Raw genomic sequence first — 21665 nt, forward strand, 5'->3', positions numbered from 1 at the left:
TCTTTCAGGCAGTGGCCGCGGCATCGTCCGCTGCGGTGAACGGGCTTTTAGACCCCACACCCCCCACCGTCAACACCATTCTTCAAAAAAATGACATGAAAAGGAAAAAACCTGGCCGGATCGTTAAAAGATATAGCACGCGTCAGAGACGAAAAAAGGGGGCCGAAGCCCCCTCCCCCAACGACCTTCTCCCGATCGATGATCAGAAATCGACGCTGGCCGTACCACCGACGAAAAAGGGCGATGCCACGTAGTACGTGGTGCTTCCGGCAGAGATTTTGCTGCCGAATACGCCCGTCGTGGCTTTTCCGTTGGCGGCTGTGCCATTCACGAAGCCGAGGTAGTGGTTATTGGTGATGTTCTGCAGGTTAAGTTGCAGGACCGGGTTCTTCATGAAGCCGAAATTATGGAAGCGATATCCGGCATGGACGTTCATCGTCACATAGCTTGGGATCGACGTGTCATTGTTGAACGTCGAGTACTGCTTGCCGACATATTTGAGCGCGAAGCCACTGAACAGATGGCCATCATCATAGTCCAGATTGAAAGCGACCTGCTGCTTAGGCGTTTGCGGCGCGAATTTGCCTTTGCTGAAAACGTAATCCCCATTGCCGCTCGCTGCGACATTGCTGTCAGTGCGCGCGTTGATGTATTCGGCCGAGATATAGGGACGCAGATGATACAGGATCGGACGGGTTCCGATTTCGAAGTCCACACCGTCAGCATGTGAACCGCCGCCATTGATGCTCTGCGAGTAGTACGACCCGTTAGGCAACACGACCGTCTGGGTATAGAGCCGGTTGGTAAAGTTATAGTGGAAATAGGTCAGGGTGCTATTGAACAGCGAGCCCTGATAACGAATGCCAGCTTCCTCGGAGATGGAGATCTCCGGCTTCTGGTTCGGGTTTGCCTTCGTGCTATAGCCTGCTCCCTTCGTATAGGTGCCGGCATCGTAGAGCGACGTGTTCATCGGAATGCGGAAATTGGTCGTCCCGGACGCAAAGAGCTGGAACTGATCGTTCAGCTTGTATCGGATCGATGCAGCCGGCAGTGGCTCGTTCCAGCTTCCGTTGATGTACGGGCCGGTAGAGGTGTTCGGTAGGTAGTTCTGCCCTGCACGTGTGATCATGGCGTATTTCAAACCGCCTTCGATCGTGAGCCGGTTGTTCAGCAAGGACAGCGAGTCATCGATGAAGAGCGTATGAATGCGCGTCTGGGTCAGGGTATCGCGGTACTGTGCAGTGACACCATTCGACAGGACCAGGTTCGGACCACCGCCATATTCGTCGAGAGGCGCGCCGGTCGCAGGGTCAACCAGTGAGTACGGTGCCGTCTGGATCTGCTTCGAGTATTCGAACCAGTAACCGACCATAAGGCGGTTTGCACCCGTATGGAGCGCGAGCTTCGTCACGGCGCCAGGGCGGTAGGTCTGGGTGTTGGACGGGTTGTAAAGCAGAAGGCTTTTGGTGTTCGAGGGGTTATACTGACCGATCGATCCACTGAGAGACTGCGACCCGTATTGCTGGCTCGTCAGGCTTTCATTATACGCGCCGCCGCCATTGCCATTGCCGTACCAGAAATAAGGCGTCTCGGTCAGCGTGAGATGATCAGTCAGGGTGAATGTCGACGGTGCGCTGGCGTAGATATTCGTAAACGGGTTCTGGTGAAGCTTGTAGTAATTGGCGCTCGGTGACTTCGGGTTCCACTTCGAGTCGTAAGTGTAGGTCGTTCCGTACTTCTGCCAGTTCGCCAGGCTCATTGAAGGGAAGAGCGTACTGTCACTCTGATTCCCGACGATTGCCAGCGAGATACGATTGCCCTGACCCCACTCATTCACCCATTTGGTCTCGCCATGCAGCTTCTTCTGCGCACCGGGTCCGCGCCATGAATCTTCATGGGCCGCTGAAAAGGATATGTAGCCCTTGAGATGCGTATTGCCGATGCGCCCCGTGTCAACCCGGCCAAAAATGCGGCGGGCATTGTAGCTACCGTATGTGCCATCGAGGTGCCCGCTGAACTTCTCGGTCGGATCGAGAAGGTACATATTCACCGCGCCACCCGACGCGCTGATATGCGGGCTATCCAGATCCGCCGATCCCTGCTCGACATTGATCGTGCGAAGATTCTCTGAGTCCACGATTTCCTGAGGATAAACGGCATAATTGCCGATATCGTTGATCGGGAACCCTTCTAGCGTGAAACCAATCTGACTCGCATTGAGGCCACGTAGCGTCAAGTTGCCACCATTCAGGCCAAGGGGATCGACCGAAGTGGTATTGACGCCTGGCAGCATGGCGATGAGCTGCATCGGGTTGAGACCCGGCGTCTGTTTGGCAATGAATTCCTGTGTGACCGTCGAGCGCGATTTGGCCGCGTCCTCGTGAACCATAAGACCACCACCAGCAGACGTATGACGGCTGGCACGCACCTGCACTGTCTCGCTGCGGGCAGCATCGGTCGGTGCGGTTGACCCCATCATCGAAGGACCATCATCGGCGGAATGCGCCCGCGATTTACTTGTTGATACCTTCCCAGCACTCGATGAATCCGACCGTTTCTGTTGCGCGTTGGCAACGGATACAGTAATGGCAAAAATCGACGTTGCACAAAGACAATAACGAGCTCTAAATTTCATCACTTTTCCTGCAAACGGAACTTGATCGTTAACGATATTTATTACGATTTGATGACGTTTAACATGAGATTTCGGAAAGCGTGATGAAAATTTTATGACGAGACATAGAGACATCTTGGACATATAACGTTACGTTCGGACATTTTCGGATACAGTCGACTGGAAAATATTCCCAGCCTGCAGCCGGGTATAAGATGGGTTCACGATATGGTCCGGGTCAGGAGGCGTTTCAGCGTCACCTCTTTCTCAAATATGGATTACGGTGGTTCGGGCGAACTCGTGACCAATTAGTCAAAAAATACGAGGGTAAACGACACCACTGAAAACGATCTCTTTGGTCAGATTTTAATTTGGATCGCAGTTCTTCGCTCACCGGACCGTCAGGCCTCTTGACACCCCTGCCCCAGCATCAAATGCGCAAACTGTCGGCGGCCTTGCCGTGACCCAATGTTTCGCGCTTCGGAGTCCAGATGGACACCGAATCGTCGAAGCGAGCCCACGTTGTAGGGCATGAGCACTCTTGGCCCCCGGATGGGAGTCACCCCACTTACTCCTCAGGATATAAATTGTTCGCAGGGGAACGGGGATATCTACGAAACGCCGGCGCTGCGGGACACCTTAACTCATAGTGGGCCCTGATCCGGAAGCGTCTAACCGCTGAGCAAACCGACACGCCGCGAGCATCGCCTCGCAAGCCTCTCTTTCCCTTCGTCAGGGCACCACTACGATATGGGATTTGAGCAACTGCGGTTGGGTGTTCAAAAAGAGCACGACCGCGCATTCCTTCATGACAGAGCGCAAATTCGGCGGGAACGTCGAAATCTGGCCATCGTGCTTTGGTTCCGGATCAATCGCGTCGTGCCGCTAACAAGATGCGGTGGCCTCCCGACCACCCAAAGAAGGCCGCGCTCAACCGCATTGGCCGATGACACCTGAAACAACTCGAGTTCTCAGCCTGTGTATCAGCTATCAGTACGCGCTTACCCCGCACCTAGTTTGCAAGCGGCCTCGCCGCATGCCTCACGGGAAAGCCGTTCAGGCCCCGGACGCCTGATGGGGGGCAGATGCATATTATGCCAGTTACAGGCTCAGCGCCTTGGAACCACCAAGGCAGACAGTCGATGACGATGTGATGTCCCCAACTCTACCCCTAAGCGGCGACGCGAAACCTGGATTGTCCGAGGGGTGGACAGCGCTGCTCTGTGATGGGTCACGTCGACGCGTAAGGATCTATACATCCGATAACCGTTTGTCCTTAGCGGGGACATTCTGGCGGGATGGCGCGGACGTCGTACAGAAACCTGGACGGAAAAAAGCGTTACTCGTCCCGTGGCCGCTATAAGTTTTATGTCAGGATAGAATTTTTGGCTGGGGGACCTGGATTCGAACCAGGGCTGACCGGGTCAGAGCCGGTAGTTCTACCGCTAAACTATCCCCCAGCATCTGTGCAGAAGCTGTTTGCCTTGCGGTGGCGGTGAGATAGCACCCGGCCTGGACAGCCGCAACCCCCAAATTCTGTTTTTTTTCATTATTCGGATAGCAACGCTGGATAAAATCCTTGCTGCGCCCGGCGCGCGCTATCACATTGTTTTTTACACAAGATTTCCGCGTACGCGCTCAGAGGCAGGGAGGACGATCATGGGTTACAGCCGAAACGACGTGTCGTCGCCATCACCCGCACAAACAGCTTCACCGCGGCATTTTGCGGCGCTGGACCTCGGGACGAATAACTGCCGCCTTATGATCGCCCGACGCACGACGCACGGCATGCAGATCGTCGATCGTCAGAACCGTATGGTTTGCCTCGGAGAAGGCCTGATCGAGACGGGCGAACTGAGTTCTCATGCCATGGACCGCGCGGTACGCACCCTCGAGGCATATGCAGCCCGCATGGACGGGCTGGCTGCGCTTCAGGTTCGCGCTGTCGCTACCGAAGCTTGCCGCCGGGCGATGAACCGCGACGTCTTTTTGAGCCGCGTCCAAGCTGAGACAGGTCTCTCATTGGAAATCATTTCGCCGCGTGAAGAGGTCGAACTCGCCGTCGAAGGGTGCCGCGCTCTCCTTCATCGCAACCCGCGCGGCGGCAAACGGGCGATCGTGTTCGATATTGGCGGGGGCTCGACTGAAGTTGCCTGGCTACGCCTCACGCCCGACACGCATGATCATGAGGTCGTGAGCCTCGTGAGCCTGCCATTCGGGGTCGTCACTCTTGCCGAGCATTTCGGCCATCGCCGGAATGGGGGAAGCCCAGGGACGGTCGCCTCCTATGAAGACATGGTTCGGCTTGTACAACAGCCGCTTCTGGCCTTCGAGCGTGTGCATCAGATCTCCCGCGAAATGCAGAGAGGCGATGTCCAGATGCTGGGGACGTCGGGCACGGTGACCACTCTCGCGAGCATGGCGCAAAACCTCGAGCGTTATAATCGCCATGCTGTTGACGGCTTTCTCCTGAACTCCACCGCCGCGCATGACGCCATGGCTCTTGTGCGCAGTACTGCGCAAGGCGGTCAGGCTGCACCCGCGGGGCTGTCGCCCGATCGGCAACACTACATGTTGCCAGGCTGCGCCATTTTCGACGCGATCCACAGAATTTGGCCCGCAGAGCAGATCATCGTGGCCGATCGCGGCCTGCGTGACGGCATGGTGGCGCGCATGGCGTCGGAAACGCGCAACAACCCTTATATGGCGGCTAGCGGTCGCCGGCATGCTTTCAGCCGAAACGACCAAGCGAATTATCGTGGCCATAATGCCTCGTCTTCCTTTATGGGACGCGCATGACCAGAGATAGTGACAAGCGCGGCCGCAAGCCGGGCAAGCCAACTGAACGACGCATTCCCGGCAAGGCACTCAAAAGCTCTGCCGCGCCGGGCGAGACTGACAGCGCCCTAGATGGGAGTTCGGTCCAGACAGCGCGCAACAAGACGATCACTCTGCGTACGGCTCGAGGGCGGTCCACCGCGCAGCAGCGCTGGCTGAACCGCCAGCTGAATGATCCCTATGTGGCGGCCGCCCGCAAGCAGGGCTGGCGTTCGCGGGCTGCGTTCAAGCTGATTGAAATCGACGACCGGCTTAAGCTGATCAAGCCCGGCATGAAAATCATCGATCTTGGCGCCGCGCCGGGAGGATGGACGCAGGTTGCGGTCAAGCGTGGCGCAAGTGCCGTGGTGGGCGTTGACCTGCTCCCGGTTGATCCCGTGAGCGACGCCACGATTATCGAAGGCGATTTTACCGATCCAGACATGCCTGCACGCCTGATCGAGCTTCTTGGCGGTCCCGCCGATCTGGTCCTGTCAGACATGGCGCCGAACACGACGGGTCACGCCCCGACGGATCACCTGCGTATCATGGGCCTCGCTGAGGGCGCCCTTGATTTTGCGATGCAAGTGCTTGCTGTCGGTGGCGGCTTCGTGGCCAAGGTGTTTCAGGGGGGCTCCGAGCGCCAGATGCTCGAACCCATGAAACTCGCATTTTCTAACGTTCGCCACCTCAAGCCGCCTGCATCCCGTAAGGAATCGAGCGAACTTTACGTGGTGGCAACCGGGTTCAGGCCCGAACGCCTGAATCCCGGCCTTGCCGCGGAGGATTAATTACTCCGCCACGTCCCACAGCCAGGCGGCACCGCGTACGCCTGAGCTGTCGCCGTGTTTGTTACGGACGATGGGGGTGGTGCAGGTTGGCGTAATCACGTGACGAGCCAGCAGGGGCGGTACACGCTCATAGATGCTGTCGAGGTTAGAGACGCCACCACCCAGCACGATGATATCGGGATCGAGGAAGTTGATCGTCAGAGCGCAGGCGCGCGAAAAGCGATCCATGTAGCGATCGAGCGCGCCGATTGCCGCGATGTCTCCGGCAGCCGCAGCCTCTTCGATGCCGGCCGTGTTATGGTGCCCGACACCTTTCCAGTCCTTGGCAAGCTCAGGCCCGCAAAGATAGCGCTCGAGACAGCCCTCATTGCCACAGAAACACTTCGGGAGAGGGAACTCCTCCATGCGCACCCAGGGGAGCGGGGTGTGGCCCCATTCGCCAGCAATGCTGTGACGACCGCCGATCACCTTTCCGTCAACAACGATGCCAGCGCCCATGCCTGTTCCGATGATGATGCCGAAGACGGTACGATTACCCGCCCCTGCGCCATCGGCAGCTTCAGAGAGTGCGAAGCAATTCGCATCGTTCTCGACGCGCACCGAACGGTTAAGCGCACGATCCAGATCGATGCCGAAGGGCTGATTGTTGAGCCAGGTGGCATTGGCGTTCTTGATCAGGCCGGTCTCGGGCGAGATGGAGCCCGGAATGCCGATCCCCAGCGTGGAGCTGAGCTGACCCGGCTTAGCCAGATGGGACGAGACGCTACCAAGGCGCTGGTCCACGCTGGCGACCAGGTCGCGCACGGCGATCACGGCGTCTTCATAAATTCCCGGATTGGGGACACGTTCACGCAATTGAAGATCGCCCGCGCGATCAAGAACTGCGATTTCGATCTTCGTCCCACCGAAATCGATGCCGAGGCGATAATCAGCCATCTCATGCCTTACTGATGTTGCTTCTGAAAACTGGCGCGCATGTTGCGGAGGAATAGGATCGGAGTAAAGATCTATTGGCAAAACAGCGCCCGATCTTGAAACACACATCAAGCTGCGCGCATAGTCCCGAATATGACGCCCTCCCCCACAGAAACGTTGCTCGACCTGCGCGGGCTCGCTTGCCCCCTGCCCGTGCTCAAGGCGCATCGCACGCTCAAATCACTCCCGTCAGGCGCGAAGCTACGCGTGTTGGCCACAGATCGCGCCAGCGTGGCGGATTTTCAGGCATTCTGCCGTGAAACGGGACACGCGTTAGTTGCATTCTCCGAAGACGGGGAGACACTTTCCTTTGTCATCCGTCGCAAATTGGACACAGCTGTGTCTTCCCCTGTTACGGAATAATCATAGTCATTACTTCCTTGGGCTTGGAGAATGGAGTGCGACACGCTATCCCTCCTTCCCATCGAGCCGTTTCCTATAACGGCGATTTTCCGAAACAGCGGAGCGGGACGGCATTTCAGGCATGGACGCACAGCTTTCACAGCTCTCTTTCGAGGATGCCCTGTCAGAGCTCGACAGGATCGTTCGCGGTCTGGAGAGCGGACAGATGAAACTTGAGGATGCGATCAGCGCCTATGAGCGAGGAGCCGCCCTGCGCCGCCACTGTGAAACCAAACTTTCGGAAGCGGAGATGCGCGTGCGTGCCATCACCCAGCGTGACGGCGAAACGCAGGCGGTCCCCCTTCCCGAGTTCGACGAGCCTTCTGGCGGAAAAGCCCCATGACGATCACCTCTCTCACCCAGACTGCAACGCCCGAGGCCCTGGCCGCCTCGCTCGGCACTGCAGCCCGCGCCATCGAAGCCACGATCGATCGCCTCCTCCCTATGGTCGAGGGTGACGAATCGATTCTGATCGAAGCGATGCGCTATGCGGCTCTCGGCGGCGGCAAGCGCCTGCGCGGCTATCTTGTAACAGAGATCGCCAGCATTTTCGGCGCCGAGCCGGAGGGCGCCCTGCGCGTTGCGGCCTCCGTCGAGATGTTGCACGCCTATAGTCTTGTCCATGATGATCTGCCGGCAATGGATGATGACGATCTGCGTCGCGGCCAGCCCTCGACGCACAAGCAGTTCGACGAGGCCATCGCGATCCTTGCAGGCGATGCCTTGCAGACCTCGGCGTTCGAAATCCTGGCCGATCACGCCACGCATTCCGATCCGTCCGTGCGTATAGCGCTCGTCACAGCGCTGGCTCAGGCTTCGGGTGCGGCTGGCATGGTGGGCGGTCAGGTGGTCGATATCTGCGGTGAAGGCAAGGCACTTCCCCTCGATCAGGTGCGGCGCCTCCATGCCATGAAGACAGGGGCGCTTATCCGCTACGCGGCTGAGGCCGGTGCCATTCTGGGTGGCGCGACACGCGTGCAGCGCGACGCCATCATTGCGTATGGGCGCGATATCGGCACAGCCTTTCAGGTGGCCGACGACGTGCTCGATACCACCGCAAGTGCCGAGGAACTCGGCAAGACCGCCGGCAAGGACGAAGCCTCCGGCAAATCCACCTATGTCTCCCTGCTGGGTATCGAGGGCGCACGTGCGGAAGCCGCACGCCTTTCCGAGCAGGCCACACAGGCCCTGACTTCTTTCGGGACCGAAGCAGCCGCGCTCAGAGCCCTGGCCCATTACATCGTCGAGCGCAGGAATTAAGAGAATGAGCGATACCACCAAACCGACCAACGCCTCGTCGATCCCGACCATGGGCCGTTTCCCCCATCTCGACCGCGTGGTCATTCCGGCCGATCTGAGAAACTTCTCGACTGAGCAGCTCAAGCATCTCGCTGAGGAACTGCGCTCCGAGACGGTTGACGCCGTTTCCACCACGGGCGGGCATCTTGGCGCCTCACTCGGCGTGGTCGAACTGACCGTGGCCATGCATGCAGTCTTCAATACGCCTGATGACCGGATCATCTGGGATGTCGGCCATCAGGCTTATCCCCACAAGATCCTGACCGGGCGGCGCGATCGTATTCGCACCCTGCGCCAGCCTGAGGGCCTGTCGGGCTTCACCCGCCGTGCGGAGAGCGAGTACGACCCGTTCGGCGCAGCCCATTCCTCGACCTCGATTTCAGCAGGTCTGGGCATGGCGGTGGCGCATCACCTGCGCGCAACCGACGACCCCTCTTATGAGGAGCGCAATGTCATTGCGGTGATCGGCGACGGCTCGATTTCGGCAGGCATGGCCTATGAGGCCATGAACAACGCGGCGGTCGCGGGTCCGGGCGCCAAGCGTCTGATCGTGATCCTCAACGACAATGAAATGTCCATCGCGCCGCCGGTCGGCTCGATGTCGAACTACCTGTCGCGCCTTATGACCTCGCGCCAGTTCCTGAGCCTGCGCGACCTCGCTGGCAAGTTGGCCAAGCGCCTGCCTGCCGGGCTGGAGCGTACCGCCAAGCGCGCGGACGAACTGACACGCGGCCTGATCACGGGCGGAACGCTGTTCGAGGAACTCGGCTTCTATTATGTCGGCCCTGTCGATGGGCATGATCTGAACCAGCTCGTGCCAATCCTGCGCAATCTGCGCGACAGCGATGAAGGCCCCGTGCTGCTCCACGTGATCACCGAGAAGGGACGCGGCTACAAGCCTGCTGAGTCCGCCGGTGACAAATATCACGCTGTCAGCAAGTTCAATGTCGTCACCGGTGAGCAGAAGAAGGCGCCCGCCGGACCGCCGAGCTATACCTCCGTCATGGCCCGCGAATTGCTGCGTCACGCCGAGATGGATGAGCGCATCACGGCCATCACGGCTGCCATGCCCTCGGGCACGGGTCTGGACAAGTTCGCCCAGAAGCATCCCGAGCGCTTCTTCGATGTCGGCATTGCCGAGCAGCATGCCGTCACGTTTGCTGCTGGCATGGCATCGGAAGGGCTGCGCCCATTCTGCGCGATTTACTCGACCTTCCTGCAACGCGCCTATGATCAGGTGGTGCATGATGTCGACCTGCAAAATCTGCCGGTCCGCTTCGCAATCGACCGTGCCGGTCTGGTGGGCGCCGACGGTGCCACCCATGCAGGGTCGTTCGATCTGAACTATCTATGCTGCCTGCCGAACATGGTGGTGATGGCGCCGAGCGACGAGGTCGAACTCACCCATATGACGGCAACGGCATGCGTCTACGATGCAGGCCCGATCGCCTTCCGCTACCCGCGCGGGGGCGGCACGGGTCTGGACCTGCCGGAAAAGGGTGAGGTGCTCGAGATCGGGCGCGGCCGGATCGTGCGTGAGGCAACGCGTCAGCCGGGCAGCAAGTCGGGTGTGGCCATCCTCTCCCTCGGCACGCGTCTGACCGAATCGCTCAAGGCTGCCGATCATCTTGCGGCCCAGGGCATTGCCGTGACGGTTGCCGATGCCCGCTTTGCCAAGCCGATCGACACCGCCCTCGTCGAGCGTCTGGCCCGCGAGCATGACGTGCTGATGACGATCGAAGAGGGCGCTGCTGGCGGCTTCAGCAGCCTTGTAGTGCGTCATCTGGCCGAGACGGCACTGCTGGATCAGGTGAAGTTCCGCCCCATGGCGCTGCCCGACACCTACATCGACCACAACCTGCCGGAAGTGCAGTACGACGAGGCAGGGCTGAACGCACCGCAGATCGTCACTACCGCCCTCTCCGCCCTCGGTGTCCAGAACGCCCAGCAGACGGCCTGATGGCCAAGAAGCGGGCTGACGTCCTGCTGGTCGAGCGCGGCCTTGTCGAGAGCCGCGCCCGGGCACAGGCCCTGATCATGGCGGGACTTGTCTTCAGCAAGGACCGCCGCATTGCCAAGGCAGGCGATATGCTTGCCGAGGATGCCGCGCTCGATCTGCGCGGACAGGATCATCCCTGGGTGTCGCGTGGCGGGCTCAAACTCGATCACGCGCTCAGCCATTTCGGGCTGGACCCCAAGGGGCGGATCGCCGTCGATGTCGGTGCCTCTACGGGAGGGTTTACCGATGTCCTTCTCACGAACGGCGCTGAGAAAGTCTATGCGGTCGATGTCGGCCATGGGCAGATCGCCTGGAAGCTGCGCTCCGATCCACGCGTGGTGGTCATGGAAAAGACCAATGCCCGCACGCTGGATGCCTCGATCATTCCCGATCCGATTTCGATTGTCGTTTGTGACGCCAGTTTCATCGGGCTTCGCACGGTGCTGCCCCCTGCCCTCGCGCTCTGTCAGCCCGGCGGCTGGGCGGTTGCGCTGATAAAGCCGCAATTCGAAGCCGGAAGGTCCGAGATCGGGGCGAAGGGCGTGGTGCGCGATGCGGCGGTTCATCAGCGCGTCTGCGCCGACATCCGGGCATGGTGGGAAGGTCTCGATGGCTGGGACGTGCTCGGTATTGATCCCAGCCCGATTACCGGCCCTGAAGGCAACCGCGAGTTCCTGATCGCCGCGCGACGCCAGTAACAGCGTTGCGGGGGGGAGGCCGATGCCACCCGCCAGGTCTCGGATGCTAGGCCTGAGGAAAGCTCTCTGGAGCCGCTCTGAATGCGCCGTACCCGCTCCCACCGCCTCATGGTGGTTTTGCTTGCGCTCCCGGGGCCCCTTCGTGATAGAGCACCCGCATGTCCGACATCTCGACCCCACTCGACCTGAATGAGCAGGAGCGCGCGCGCATCCTGGCCAAATCCGCTCTCTTCGCCCCACCCCCAGCGGTGTTACCGGATGGGAGGCGTGACCTTGTGGGCCTGTCGCGTGAGGAGCTGGTGGCCGAGATGGCCGAATTCGGTGAGAAGCCTTTCCGCGCGAAGCAGCTCTGGCACTGGATCTATCATCAGGGCGCAACCGATTTTTCGCGCATGAGCAGTATCGCCAAGCCGCTCCAGGCCAAGCTGGCCGAGCGCTATGTCGTCGGTCGCCCCGCGACGAGCCTCGAACAGACATCCAGCGACGATACGCGCAAATTCCTGTTCCGCTTCCGCGACGGCCAGGAAGCCGAAACGGTCTATATCCCCGATCGTCGGGAAGACCGGGGCGCGGTCTGTATCTCGTCACAGGTTGGCTGCACCCTATCCTGCACCTTCTGCCATACCGGCACCCAGAAGTTGGTCCGCAATCTCGGCGCGGCAGAGATCGTGTCCCAGTTCATGGCAGCGCGCGATTCCTATGGCGAATGGCCCAGCCCAAGGGGCGAGACACCCCGTCTGCTCTCGACCATCGTGCTAATGGGCATGGGCGAACCCCTCTATAATTACGACAACGTGGCTAAGGCCATGCGTATCGTCATGGATGGCGAAGGGATCGCGCTTTCACGCCGTCGCATCACGCTGTCCACCTCCGGCGTCGTCCCGATGATGGATCGCTGCGGCGAGGAACTGGCTGTCAATCTCGCTATTTCCCTGCACGCCGTGACCAATGATTTGCGCGACAAGATCGTGCCGCTCAATCGCAAATACCCGATTGAGGAGCTCATGGCAGCGTGTCGTCGCTACCCGGCAGCCTCGAACTCGCGCCGTATCACCTTCGAGTACATCATGCTGCGCGGTATCAACGACAGCGAGGCCGATGCGCGCGAACTGGTGCGCCTGATCAAGGGCCTTCCTGCGAAGGTCAATCTGATCCCGTTCAACCCCTGGCCGGGTTCGGAATTCAAACCCTCCACGCGCGAGCAATTACAGAAATTCGCTGCCATCGTGATGGATGCCGGGTTTGCTTCGCCCATTCGCATGCCGCGCGGTCGCGATATTCTGGCAGCGTGTGGGCAGTTGAAGACCGAGAGCGAGCGCCTGCGCCGCAACACGACGGCAGAAGTGGAATAAGAAACGCGCGCCTGGCGGCAGAGTCTGGCCTGATTGTCTGACGGGTGATAAGAATGGCGCCGTATTCGTCATTCTATCAGAGGGAAGCCTGGCCTCATGACCGCCCGGGACGTTAAAAAAGTTGTTCTCGCCTACTCGGGCGGGCTGGATACTTCCGTCATTCTGCGCTGGCTGCAGAAGGAATATGGCTGCGAGGTCGTGACCTTTACTGCCGATCTCGGCCAGGGCGAAGAGCTGGAACCGGCCCGTCGCAAGGCGGAAATGTTCGGCGTGAAGGATATTTTCGTCGAGGATCTGCGCGAAACCTTCGTGAAGGATTTCGTGTTCCCGATGTTCCGCGCCAACGCACTGTATGAAGGCCAGTATCTGCTGGGCACGTCGATTGCGCGCCCGCTTATCGCCCAGCGTCAGATCGAAATTGCCAAGATGGTCGGTGCCGATGCCGTGGCCCACGGCGCGACCGGCAAGGGCAATGATCAGGTTCGTTTTGAGCTTGGCTATTATGCGCTTCAGCCCGATATCAAGGTCATCGCGCCCTGGCGCGAATGGAACCTGACCTCGCGCACCAAGCTGCTGGCCTTCGCCGAGGAAAACCAGATCCCTGTGACCAAAGACAAGCGCGGCGAGGCACCATTCTCCGTCGATGCCAATCTTCTGCACTCGTCGTCCGAAGGCAAGATCCTCGAAGATCCCGCAGTGGCTCCCGATGAGATCGTCTTCCAGCGCACTATCTCCCCGGAGAACGCCCCGGATGTCGCCACCGAAATCGCGATTGATTTCTTCGAGGGCGATCCGGTTGCGCTGAACGGTGCGACTCTGTCGCCCGCAGAATTGCTGACACGTCTGAACAAGCTCGGCCATGACAATGGTATCGGCCGTCTCGATCTCGTCGAGAACCGCTTTGTCGGCATGAAGTCCCGCGGCATCTACGAGACGCCGGGCGGCACGATCCTGCTCACCGCCCATCGCAGCATCGAATCCATCACGCTCGACCGCGAGGCCATGCACCTCAAGGACAGCTTGATGCCGCGCTATGCCGAGATCATCTATAACGGCTTCTGGTTCTCGCCCGAGCGTCACATGCTGCAGGCTCTGATCGACACTAGCCAGAAATCGGTCACGGGACGTGTTCGCCTGAAGCTCTACAAGGGCAATGTGATCTGCGTCGGTCGTGAAAGCCCGAACAGCCTTTACGATACCCGCGTCGTCACCTTTGAGGACGATGAGGGCGCCTATAACCAGATCGACGCTCAGGGCTTCATCAAGCTCAACGCGCTGCGCCTGCGTCTGGGTGGCCAGATTGGCCGCACCGGCGGCAAGCCCTGATCGCACAAGCGTCAAGAGGTCCATCATGCGTCTATCCCGCTCTCTCAAGACCCTCGTCGCCGGGGCGTCTTTCCTTGCTCTGGCCGCCTGCGGCGGCCCGAAAGAAGAGCCGGAACTGACCCCGGAGCAGTTCATGGCCAAGGTCCGCGCCGAGCCCGGCGTGAAGACCTTGCCGGATGGTCTGGCTTACAAGGTGCTCAAGTCGGGCCCCAAGGATGGCGAGCAGCCCTCCAAGGGTCGACAGATGATGCTCATCTATGAAGGCCGCCTGCCAGATGGCGGTATCTTCGACAGTTCCGAGCAGCATGGTAATGGCGCCTATATGCAGATGACGCTGGACGGCCTCGTCAAGGGCTGGATGGAAGCCCTGCCCATGATGCATGTGGGAGATACCTGGATGCTGTATGTCCCGCCCGAGCTGGGTTACGGCAAACGTTCCATGGGCATCATTCCGCCCAACAGCCCGCTCGTGTTCAAGATCCAGCTTCTCGGTCTGGGCGGTCAGGAGCAGTAATCCTGTCTCGCCCCTCTCTCGTCCTCGCTCTTCTCGCCAGCCTCGCATTGAGCGGGTGCGGCAAGAAGAGTGCCGGGCAAAAGCTTTATGGCCCCAATTGCGGTATCTGCCATCACGGTGGCAGCGGATTACCCGGCGAGGTTCCACCTTTGGTGGGTCGCCTGGACCTGATTGCCAGGACGCCAGAGGGGCGCGACTATCTCGCCCGTGTCATGCTCAACGGGCTTGACGGCCCGATCAAGGCAAATGGCGGTCGCTATAATTTCTCCATGCCAAGCTTTCGTCGACTGAATGACGAACAGCTCTCACTCATTCTGAACTGGCTGATAGAGCGCGGAGCGACAAAACCTGCCCCTCATATCGGGCCCGAGATTTTTGCCAAAGCGCGTGAGACCGAGATCGGCTCGAATCGTGTCTATGATCTGCGCGAAAAACTGGCGGCCGAGGGGCAAATTCCCTGATCAGGCAGGGCACCTCTTCCGCCCTTCGCACTTTATTTCGCGCGCTGTCTCCACGTCCACGCCTCGCCTGAGCACGTCTCTCCCTGAACGGGAGCGAGCATACGAGGCAGAAAAGGCAACCATAATCCCCCTCGCAACATGCGCTCACGTTTCCGACAAGGCGTGTCCTCAGGATGTTCGGTCAAAAATATATATCTAGGGCTCGTATAGACGCGCGGCGGTGTCTCGTTCGCAGGCCAAAGCGGGGTGATCTCTGCGCAACAGAGCCCTGTTCCACCTGCCCTCAACTCATTGGGTCGCCTACCAAGTATAGGGCGACGGTCGTTTTTAATCGGGGCTCTGCCAATGGGTATCGCACCGGGCCTCATACAGATCCTCATCGCCCGTCTCGAGCAGGTGCCCTGTCGGGCGTTTCTTCGCGGTCCAGGCGGCGGGCGCACCGCAGCGATGGCAACGTGCGGTCAGTGGCACATAATGATCCGCCAACGCGCGCAGGCGGTCCATGACCACAAAGGCTTCGCGCCTGTAATCGGTATCGAGCCCGGCCACAGTCACATTGACCCCCTTATCGAGAGCACGTTCAATATCGCGCGCAACGTCGCCCTTATAATGCGGGGCGATCATAAAATGTCCCTCATCGAGCAGGATATGGCGGTAGGCGGCAAAATCCTCCGGCCAGGATGACACGGAGCGCGCGGCACGAGAGAGCCCGACGCGGCTCTTGATCTGTGCCCCGGAGCGCGTGTCGAAGGCAGGTGCCAGACAGAGTGTCGCCGCATCATCGGGGTAGTCGCTCAGCAGATGCGCCGATTTCCCGGCGAACATCGGCCCTGCAAAAACAGTCAGAATACCCCGCACCCGCCTTGTCCCCCTGTTACCCCTCGCCCTGATCCTCCCGGGAGCAGAACCCGGCCCAGAACCTGAAGGGGTGCCCTTACAGGGATTTGCATTATCAGGGCAATCTTTCCCCTTGACCGCTGAGGGAGCGCATTCGACAAGAACGGCCATGCAACGTGTTTTTTCCGGCATTCAGCCGACCGGTGTCCCCCAGCTTGGCAATTATCTTGGCGCAATCCGCAACTGGGTGCGTTTGCAGGACGACCATGATTGTGTGTTCTGCCTGGTCGACATGCACGCCCTGACCGTTTTCCGCGAGCCCGAGCAGTTGCGCCGCGATAATCTGGCACAGGCCGCCTGCCTGATCGCCTCGGGCATCAACCCTGAAAAACATGTTCTCTACAACCAGTCGGCCGTGAGCGCGCATGCGCGCCTCGGCTGGATCTTCAACTGCGTGGTGCGGCTGGGTTGGCTCAACCGCATGACCCAGTTCAAGGAAAAAGCAGGCAAGGACCGGGAACAGCATTCTGCTGGCCTGTTCGTCTATCCCGCCCTGATGGCCGCCGATATCCACACCTTCCATGCAACACGTGTGCCGGTGGGAGAAGATCAGAAGCAGCATCTCGAGATCGCCAATGATATCGCCGCGAAATTCAACCACGATTATGGCGTGGCCTTCTTCCCGGCCATCGAAGCCCTCATTCCTCCCTCGGCCGCGCGCGTCATGAGCCTGCGCGACGGCACAAAGAAGATGTCCAAATCGGATCCCTCTGCCCAGTCGCGCATCGAACTGACCGACACGGCCGATGATATCGCACTCAAGATCCGCAAGGCGAAGTCCGATACCGAGGCGCTTCCCTCGGAGAGCGCCGGGCTCGAAGGACGGGCAGAGGCGCGCAATCTCGTTACCATTTACGCCGCCATGGCTGATCAGAGCGCTGACGATGTACTTGGTCGCTTCGGTGGGCAGGGCTTCGGACCGTTCAAATCAGCCCTCGCGGAACTGCTCGTCGAGAAGCTTGCCCCGGTCGCAGATGAAACGCGCCGCCTGCTGGAAGATCGTACCCATCTGGAGCAGATTTTGCGCCAGGGTGCCGCCCGCGCCAATGCCATAGCCGAGCCCATCGTCACCGAGGCGGAACGTCTGGTCGGGTATTTGCGCTAGTTCCCAAGGCGAAGTCCCTCACCCCAGGCGCTCAACTTACAGGAGACATCATGCGACAGGTCTTTCACCGTCTTTCTGTCCGCACGCGTGGCAAGGGCCTGACGATGATCACGGCTCCTATCCTGGATTGGGTTGCCGGTAGCGGGATCGAGGAGGGACTGCTGACGCTCTGGTGCCGTCATACCTCGGCCTCGCTCATCGTGCAGGAAAATGCCGACCCCACGGTACAGCAGGACATCAACAGTTATTTCGAGGATCTCGTCCCTGAATCACGCATCTATCAGCATGATTATGAGGGCTCGGATGACATGCCTGCCCATATCCGCACCGTGCTGACCAATGTGCAGCTGACCATTCCCGTGATGTCCGGCAGGCCGGTTCTTGGCACCTGGCAAGGGATCTATCTGTTCGAGCACAGACGCGCCTCCCACAGCCGGGAACTCGTTCTGCATCTGATGGGCACGTGAGCCTTGCAAGCGGGCAGCTCAGAAACTGCTGCAACCGCGCGAGTCTTGCCGAGCGTCTGACATGCAGCCGCTGACCAGCCCTGTCCCGAAGCGGTGTCGCCGCCTCGGGACATCGGACGAGCCGTATCGGTACCCGCCCTTCATCCGGAACAACTCGGCCCCTTTCACCAGCGCCTGAGCCAGAATTGGGCCGGACAGTTATCCTGCATGTGCGGGGATGAAAGATAGGATGGTGATGACGGGAAGTCGCCCATCTTGTCAGGATTCAGAGTGAACCAGAGCTGGGTCAGCACCACGCGCTTGTCATGATCCGTCTCGCAACGCAGTTGCAGTGCACGGGGCAGGTCGGAACCGGTGGATTGGCGGAAGAAGGCGAGAACTTCCTCATGCGTCACGACCATACCGGCGCGCTGACCGAGAAACGCCATCATGGGTGAACGGACAAATCGGGCCTGAAGAGCACTCGCCTTGGCGAAGAATATCCGAGGGTCGTAGCCAAAGCAGGCACCATGTTTGACCCACTCATGCACGACGAGCGACGGCGCCGTATGAGGTACGATCTCGGCAAGAGTCTGGCTCAGGGCGTTATCCAGTACAGGTGGCCCTGAATCCGGTCCCAGCAGACTACATCCTTCGCGCCACCAACGCTCCACAGGGACGCCCTGTGCCTCGAGCGTGTGTGGCTCGGAGGCCCACAGACCGTGCAGCCCTATGAGAGCCCGGCGAGGCTGATCCGGTGTGCAGCCACTCCCCGTCGAGCAGAAGCCGGGCTGCCAGGTCAGCGCGAGGGTATTATGCGCGAAATCCCCATGGGCCGTGGGCGTCAAGGCGGCAGGATGGGGGTTACGAGCGGTACACCCCGCGACAAGGAGCAGGGTGAGAACGACAATCCAGCGGGTCATGAGGGGGCTCCGAGAAGTCGGGCGTGATGGGCCACATGATCCGCGATCACCGTCTGGATGAACCAGTAAGAATGGTCGTAACCCTCATGGTAGCGCAATTTCAAAGGCTGGCCCTTGCGTGCGGCCATGGTCTCGAGCAGATCCGGGCGGAGTTGCTCCGCCAGAAACTGGTCAGCCATCCCCTGATCGATCAGGATCTCCCGGGGGTGTCTCTTTCCGGAGTCGAGGAGCGAGACGGCATCCCACTCGGCCCAGCGTCCAGCATCTTCCCCCAGATACGCAGCGAATGCCTTTTTCCCCCAGGGCACAACAGACGGGTGAACGATCGGCGCAAGCGCACTGACCGAGTGCCACAGATCAGGTGCGCGCAATCCGTGGATCAGTGCCCCATGGCCACCCATCGAATGCCCCATGATTCCGAAGCGGGATTCTGTCTGTCCAAGGGCGGTGCGGATCAGGTCAGGCAGTTCGGAAGCGATATAGCTGCCCATACGGTAATGATCCGACCAGGGCGAGTTTGTGGCGTCCAGATAGAAACCGGCCGCACTCCCCAGGTCATAGCTCTCATCCTCGCCCGGAACGCCCGCGTCTCTCGGCGAGGTATCGGGGGCGACAAGCATCAGGTTCTCCGCGGCAGCGTGAGCGATGATCGTCGATTTCTGCAGGAAGGTTTCATGCGTGCAGGTCAGTCCCGCGAGCAGGAACAGAACCGGCGTACTCTCCCCCCTCAGGGCGGCCGCGGGCTGGAATACGGAAAAACGTGCCTCCAGCCCCAGCGTGCTTGAAGGATGGGAGAAAACGCTGACCGCCCCGCCATGACATGCCTGGCTCGAGATTGTCGTCAGCGTCATGCATCGAATTCCACAACCGAGCGGATCGACTTGCCCTGGCTCATGAGATCGAAGCCATGATTGATCTCCGACAGCTTGAGATGCTGTGTGATCAGGGAATCGATGTTGATCCGCCCTTCCATATACATATCCACGATCTTCGGCACGTCAGTGCGCCCGCGTGCGCCGCCAAAGGCGGAACCTATCCAGCGTCGGCCGGTCACCAGCTGGAACGGACGCGTCGAAATCTCCTGCCCCGACCCGGCAACACCGATCACACAGGACACGCCCCAGCCACGATGCGCGCATTCGAGCGCCTGACGCATCAGCTTGACGTTCCCAACGCATTCGAACGTGTAATCCGCGCCGCCTCCAGTCAGTTCGACCAGATGCCCCACCAGGTCGCCATTCGGTCCCAGATCGGCAGGATTGACGAAATGGGTCATGCCAAATTCACGAGCGATCTTTCCGCGCTCCGGGTTGAGGTCCACACCCACGATCTGACGCGCACCAACCATCCTGGCACCCTGGATCACGTTCAGCCCGATCCCGCCCAAGCCGAACACGACCACGGTGGAGTCTGCCTCGACCTTTGCCGTGAACAGCACGGCACCGATCCCGGTGGTCACCCCGCAGCCGATATAACAGATCTTGTCCAGAGGGGCGTCTTCACGGACCTTGGCCAGGGCGATCTCGGGCAGTACCGTGAAATTGGCAAAGGTCGAGCAGCCCATGTAGTGATGCACCGGCCTGCCCCGATAGGAGAACCGTGTGGTGCCATCGGGCATCAGGCCCTTGCCCTGGGTCGACCGGATTGAGGTGCAGAGATTGGTCTTGCGCGACAGACAGGACGGGCAGGAGCGACATTCGGGCGTGTAGAGCGGGATCACGTGATCGCCCGGCTTGAGGGAAGTGACCCCCGCCCCAACCTCGCGCACGATACCTGCCCCTTCATGGCCGAGAATCGCGGGGAAAAGCCCCTCGGGATCATCACCGGAAAGCGTGAACTTGTCCGTGTGACACAGGCCTGTCGCCTTGATCTCGACCAGAACCTCGCCTGCGCGCGGACCCTCCAGTTGCACCGTATCGATTTCCAGCGGACGACCGGCTTCGAGCGCCAGTGCAGCGATGACATCCATAATCAGTCTTCTCCAGAATTTGGGTTATTCACGATACGTCACATAACCATCTGCGTTTTAACGAGTTTTATCGCGAAACTCTTGGCTATGATGCCCGGACTCTCGCAATGAACAATCTAGGGACCAAGATACCTTGATCGTTGACAAGAACTACGGCCTTTGGATCCTGCTTCGTGAAACGGCCGTCCCTCTCGGGATACTTGCTCTTTGGGATTTCGTCGTCGTTATCCTTTACCAGGTCTATCATCAGGAATGGATGGAGCAGCCCGCCCTGCCCATTTCACTGATGGGCTCGGCGCTCGCCCTGTTTCTGGGAGTCAGAAACAATGCCGCCTATGCACGCTGGTGGGAAGGGCGTTCGCTCTGGGGTCTGATCACCAATAACTGCCGATCCTTCGCCCGAGAGGCCGCGACCCTGCTGGGCGGCCGTCCGGATCTGGCGCGCGCCATGGCGGCCTATCCCTATCTGCTGCGCACAGCCCTTTCGAATCTCGAACAGGGGCCTGAAGCCAAGCGTCTGCTCACACCCGAGATGTATGCGCGTGTCATGAGCCGCGCCAACAAGCCCAACGCCCTGCTTTACGAAATCGGTCTCGGCGTCGCAGAAGAAGTCGCTCTTAAAAATATCGACGGCGCGGTGCACGGCACGGTCGATCGTATCCTGTCCGATCTTGCCAATGCACAGGGTGGCCTGGAGCGCATCAAGAACACGCCTCTGCCCATCCAATATTCGGTTCTGCCGCTTCTGGTCGTGCATGTGTTCTGCATTGTCCTGCCACTTTCAGCAGTACAGTCGCTTGGCTGGATCACCCCTCTTGGGTCCAGTCTCGTGGGCTTCCTGTTCCAGGCGCTGGACAAAAGCGGACGTGACCTGCAGGAACCGTTCGTCCCCAGCAAGCACGCTCTGCCCATGCTCACCATGTCGCGCAATATCGAGATCGATCTGCTGCAGCCCATTGGCGACGAAGTGGGTAAGCCGATCGCAACGAGCCGGGGTGTTCAACCCTGAACAGCCCGTGACGCGACCCGGCATCAGTATTGCGCCGGGTCTCATCGCGACACGAGACATACTGCGGA

21 protein-coding genes and 1 tRNA gene are annotated in these 21665 nt (G+C 59.9%); 15 read left to right on the forward strand and 7 right to left on the reverse strand.

All coding sequences use genetic code 11. The features are described from left to right. Nucleotides 1-254, forward strand: a 254-nt coding sequence (locus AA0535_RS12330) for a hypothetical protein (RefSeq protein WP_264816694.1), incomplete at its 5' end; no start/stop codon positions are given. Here AA0535_RS12330 and AA0535_RS12335 read toward each other — a convergent pair. Together AA0535_RS12335 and AA0535_RS12340 are read right to left on the reverse strand one after the other, a co-directional pair. Then, nucleotides 203-2479, reverse strand: a complete 2277-nt coding sequence (locus tag AA0535_RS12335) for a TonB-dependent receptor (protein WP_264816696.1) — start codon at nt 2477-2479, stop codon at nt 203-205. The genes AA0535_RS12330 and AA0535_RS12335 overlap by 52 nt on opposite strands. A gap of 1521 nt (nt 2480-4000) precedes the next feature. After that, a tRNA-Gln gene (locus tag AA0535_RS12340) sits at nt 4001-4074 on the reverse strand. 199 nt (nt 4075-4273) lie between these two features. Here AA0535_RS12340 and AA0535_RS12345 point away from each other — a divergent pair. Continuing rightward, on the forward strand, nt 4274-5413 hold the full coding sequence (locus tag AA0535_RS12345) for a Ppx/GppA phosphatase family protein (RefSeq protein ID WP_264816698.1): 1140 nt from the start codon (nt 4274-4276) through the stop codon (nt 5411-5413). Next, nucleotides 5410-6222, forward strand: coding sequence for an RlmE family RNA methyltransferase (locus tag AA0535_RS12350; protein WP_264816699.1), 813 nt, complete (start codon nt 5410-5412; stop codon nt 6220-6222). The genes AA0535_RS12345 and AA0535_RS12350 overlap by 4 nt, the downstream gene beginning before the upstream one ends. Here the strand turns inward: AA0535_RS12350 and AA0535_RS12355 are convergent, their stop codons facing one another. After that, a complete protein-coding gene (locus AA0535_RS12355; protein WP_127102393.1) occupies nt 6223-7158 on the reverse strand; it encodes an ROK family protein in 936 nt (311 codons plus the stop codon). A 132-nt stretch (nt 7159-7290) separates the two neighbouring features. Here AA0535_RS12355 and AA0535_RS12360 point away from each other — a divergent pair, with 132 nt between their 5' ends. The 9 genes from AA0535_RS12360 to AA0535_RS12400 all read left to right on the forward strand — a co-directional run bounded on the left by AA0535_RS12360 (nt 7291) and on the right by AA0535_RS12400 (nt 15248). Continuing rightward, entirely contained in the window at nt 7291-7560 is a 270-nt protein-coding gene (locus tag AA0535_RS12360; RefSeq protein WP_264816703.1) for a sulfurtransferase TusA family protein, read from the forward strand. Between the two features lie 121 nt (nt 7561-7681). After that, on the forward strand, nt 7682-7942 hold the full coding sequence (locus tag AA0535_RS12365) for an exodeoxyribonuclease VII small subunit (RefSeq protein ID WP_264816705.1): 261 nt from the start codon (nt 7682-7684) through the stop codon (nt 7940-7942). Beyond that, entirely contained in the window at nt 7939-8859 is a 921-nt protein-coding gene (locus tag AA0535_RS12370) for a polyprenyl synthetase family protein (RefSeq protein ID WP_264816708.1), read from the forward strand. The genes AA0535_RS12365 and AA0535_RS12370 overlap by 4 nt, the downstream gene beginning before the upstream one ends. A gap of 4 nt (nt 8860-8863) precedes the next feature. Next, nucleotides 8864-10858: a 1-deoxy-D-xylulose-5-phosphate synthase gene (gene dxs / locus AA0535_RS12375; RefSeq protein ID WP_264816711.1), complete on the forward strand. Its 1995-nt coding sequence runs from the start codon at nt 8864-8866 to the stop codon at nt 10856-10858. Further along, a complete protein-coding gene (locus tag AA0535_RS12380; RefSeq protein WP_264816713.1) occupies nt 10858-11595 on the forward strand; it encodes a TlyA family RNA methyltransferase in 738 nt (245 codons plus the stop codon). The genes dxs and AA0535_RS12380 overlap by 1 nt, the downstream gene beginning before the upstream one ends. A 158-nt stretch (nt 11596-11753) precedes the next feature. Next, nucleotides 11754-12947: a 23S rRNA (adenine(2503)-C(2))-methyltransferase RlmN gene (gene rlmN / locus AA0535_RS12385; protein ID WP_264816715.1), complete on the forward strand. Its 1194-nt coding sequence runs from the start codon at nt 11754-11756 to the stop codon at nt 12945-12947. A 96-nt stretch (nt 12948-13043) separates the two neighbouring features. After that, a complete protein-coding gene (locus AA0535_RS12390) occupies nt 13044-14273 on the forward strand; it encodes an argininosuccinate synthase (RefSeq protein ID WP_264816717.1) in 1230 nt (409 codons plus the stop codon). Between the two features lie 25 nt (nt 14274-14298). Further along, nucleotides 14299-14787, forward strand: a complete 489-nt coding sequence (locus AA0535_RS12395) for an FKBP-type peptidyl-prolyl cis-trans isomerase (protein ID WP_264816719.1) — start codon at nt 14299-14301, stop codon at nt 14785-14787. Between the two features lie 47 nt (nt 14788-14834). Further along, complete coding sequence (locus AA0535_RS12400; RefSeq protein ID WP_373319335.1) at nt 14835-15248, forward strand: c-type cytochrome; 414 nt, start codon at nt 14835-14837, stop codon at nt 15246-15248. 327 nt (nt 15249-15575) lie between these two features. Here the strand turns inward: AA0535_RS12400 and AA0535_RS12405 are convergent, their stop codons facing one another. Beyond that, entirely contained in the window at nt 15576-16106 is a 531-nt protein-coding gene (locus AA0535_RS12405) for a thymidine kinase (protein ID WP_264816720.1), read from the reverse strand. Nucleotides 16107-16254: 148 nt separating this feature from the next. Between AA0535_RS12405 and trpS the strand changes: the two genes are divergently transcribed. Next, on the forward strand, nt 16255-17250 hold the full coding sequence (gene trpS, locus AA0535_RS12410) for a tryptophan--tRNA ligase (RefSeq protein ID WP_264816722.1): 996 nt from the start codon (nt 16255-16257) through the stop codon (nt 17248-17250). Nucleotides 17251-17300: 50 nt separating this feature from the next. Continuing rightward, on the forward strand, nt 17301-17717 hold the full coding sequence (locus tag AA0535_RS12415) for a secondary thiamine-phosphate synthase enzyme YjbQ (RefSeq protein WP_264816724.1): 417 nt from the start codon (nt 17301-17303) through the stop codon (nt 17715-17717). Nucleotides 17718-17881: 164 nt separating this feature from the next. Here AA0535_RS12415 and AA0535_RS12420 read toward each other — a convergent pair whose 3' ends face one another. From AA0535_RS12420 to AA0535_RS12430, 3 genes are read right to left on the reverse strand one after another with little or no spacing between them, the layout of a single operon-like run. Further along, nucleotides 17882-18619, reverse strand: coding sequence for a ribonuclease T2 family protein (locus tag AA0535_RS12420; RefSeq protein WP_264816726.1), 738 nt, complete (start codon nt 18617-18619; stop codon nt 17882-17884). Further along, on the reverse strand, nt 18616-19470 hold the full coding sequence (gene fghA / locus AA0535_RS12425; RefSeq protein ID WP_264816728.1) for an S-formylglutathione hydrolase: 855 nt from the start codon (nt 19468-19470) through the stop codon (nt 18616-18618). The genes AA0535_RS12420 and fghA overlap by 4 nt, the downstream gene beginning before the upstream one ends. Beyond that, nucleotides 19467-20588 carry an S-(hydroxymethyl)glutathione dehydrogenase/class III alcohol dehydrogenase gene (locus AA0535_RS12430; RefSeq protein WP_264816730.1) on the reverse strand — a complete coding sequence of 374 codons (1122 nt, stop codon included), beginning with the start codon at nt 20586-20588 and terminating at the stop codon, nt 19467-19469. The genes fghA and AA0535_RS12430 overlap by 4 nt, the downstream gene beginning before the upstream one ends. 133 nt (nt 20589-20721) lie before the next feature. On the opposite strand from AA0535_RS12430, the gene AA0535_RS12435 reads away from it, so the two are divergent. Beyond that, nucleotides 20722-21597 (forward strand): bestrophin family protein, encoded by an 876-nt coding sequence (locus AA0535_RS12435; protein WP_264816732.1) that lies wholly within the window; start codon nt 20722-20724, stop codon nt 21595-21597. Nucleotides 21598-21665 lie beyond the last annotated feature (68 nt).

Origin of the sequence: Asaia krungthepensis NRIC 0535, from assembly GCF_025995175.1 — a bacterium.
GTDB classification, from domain to species: Bacteria; Pseudomonadota; Alphaproteobacteria; order Acetobacterales; family Acetobacteraceae; genus Asaia; species Asaia krungthepensis.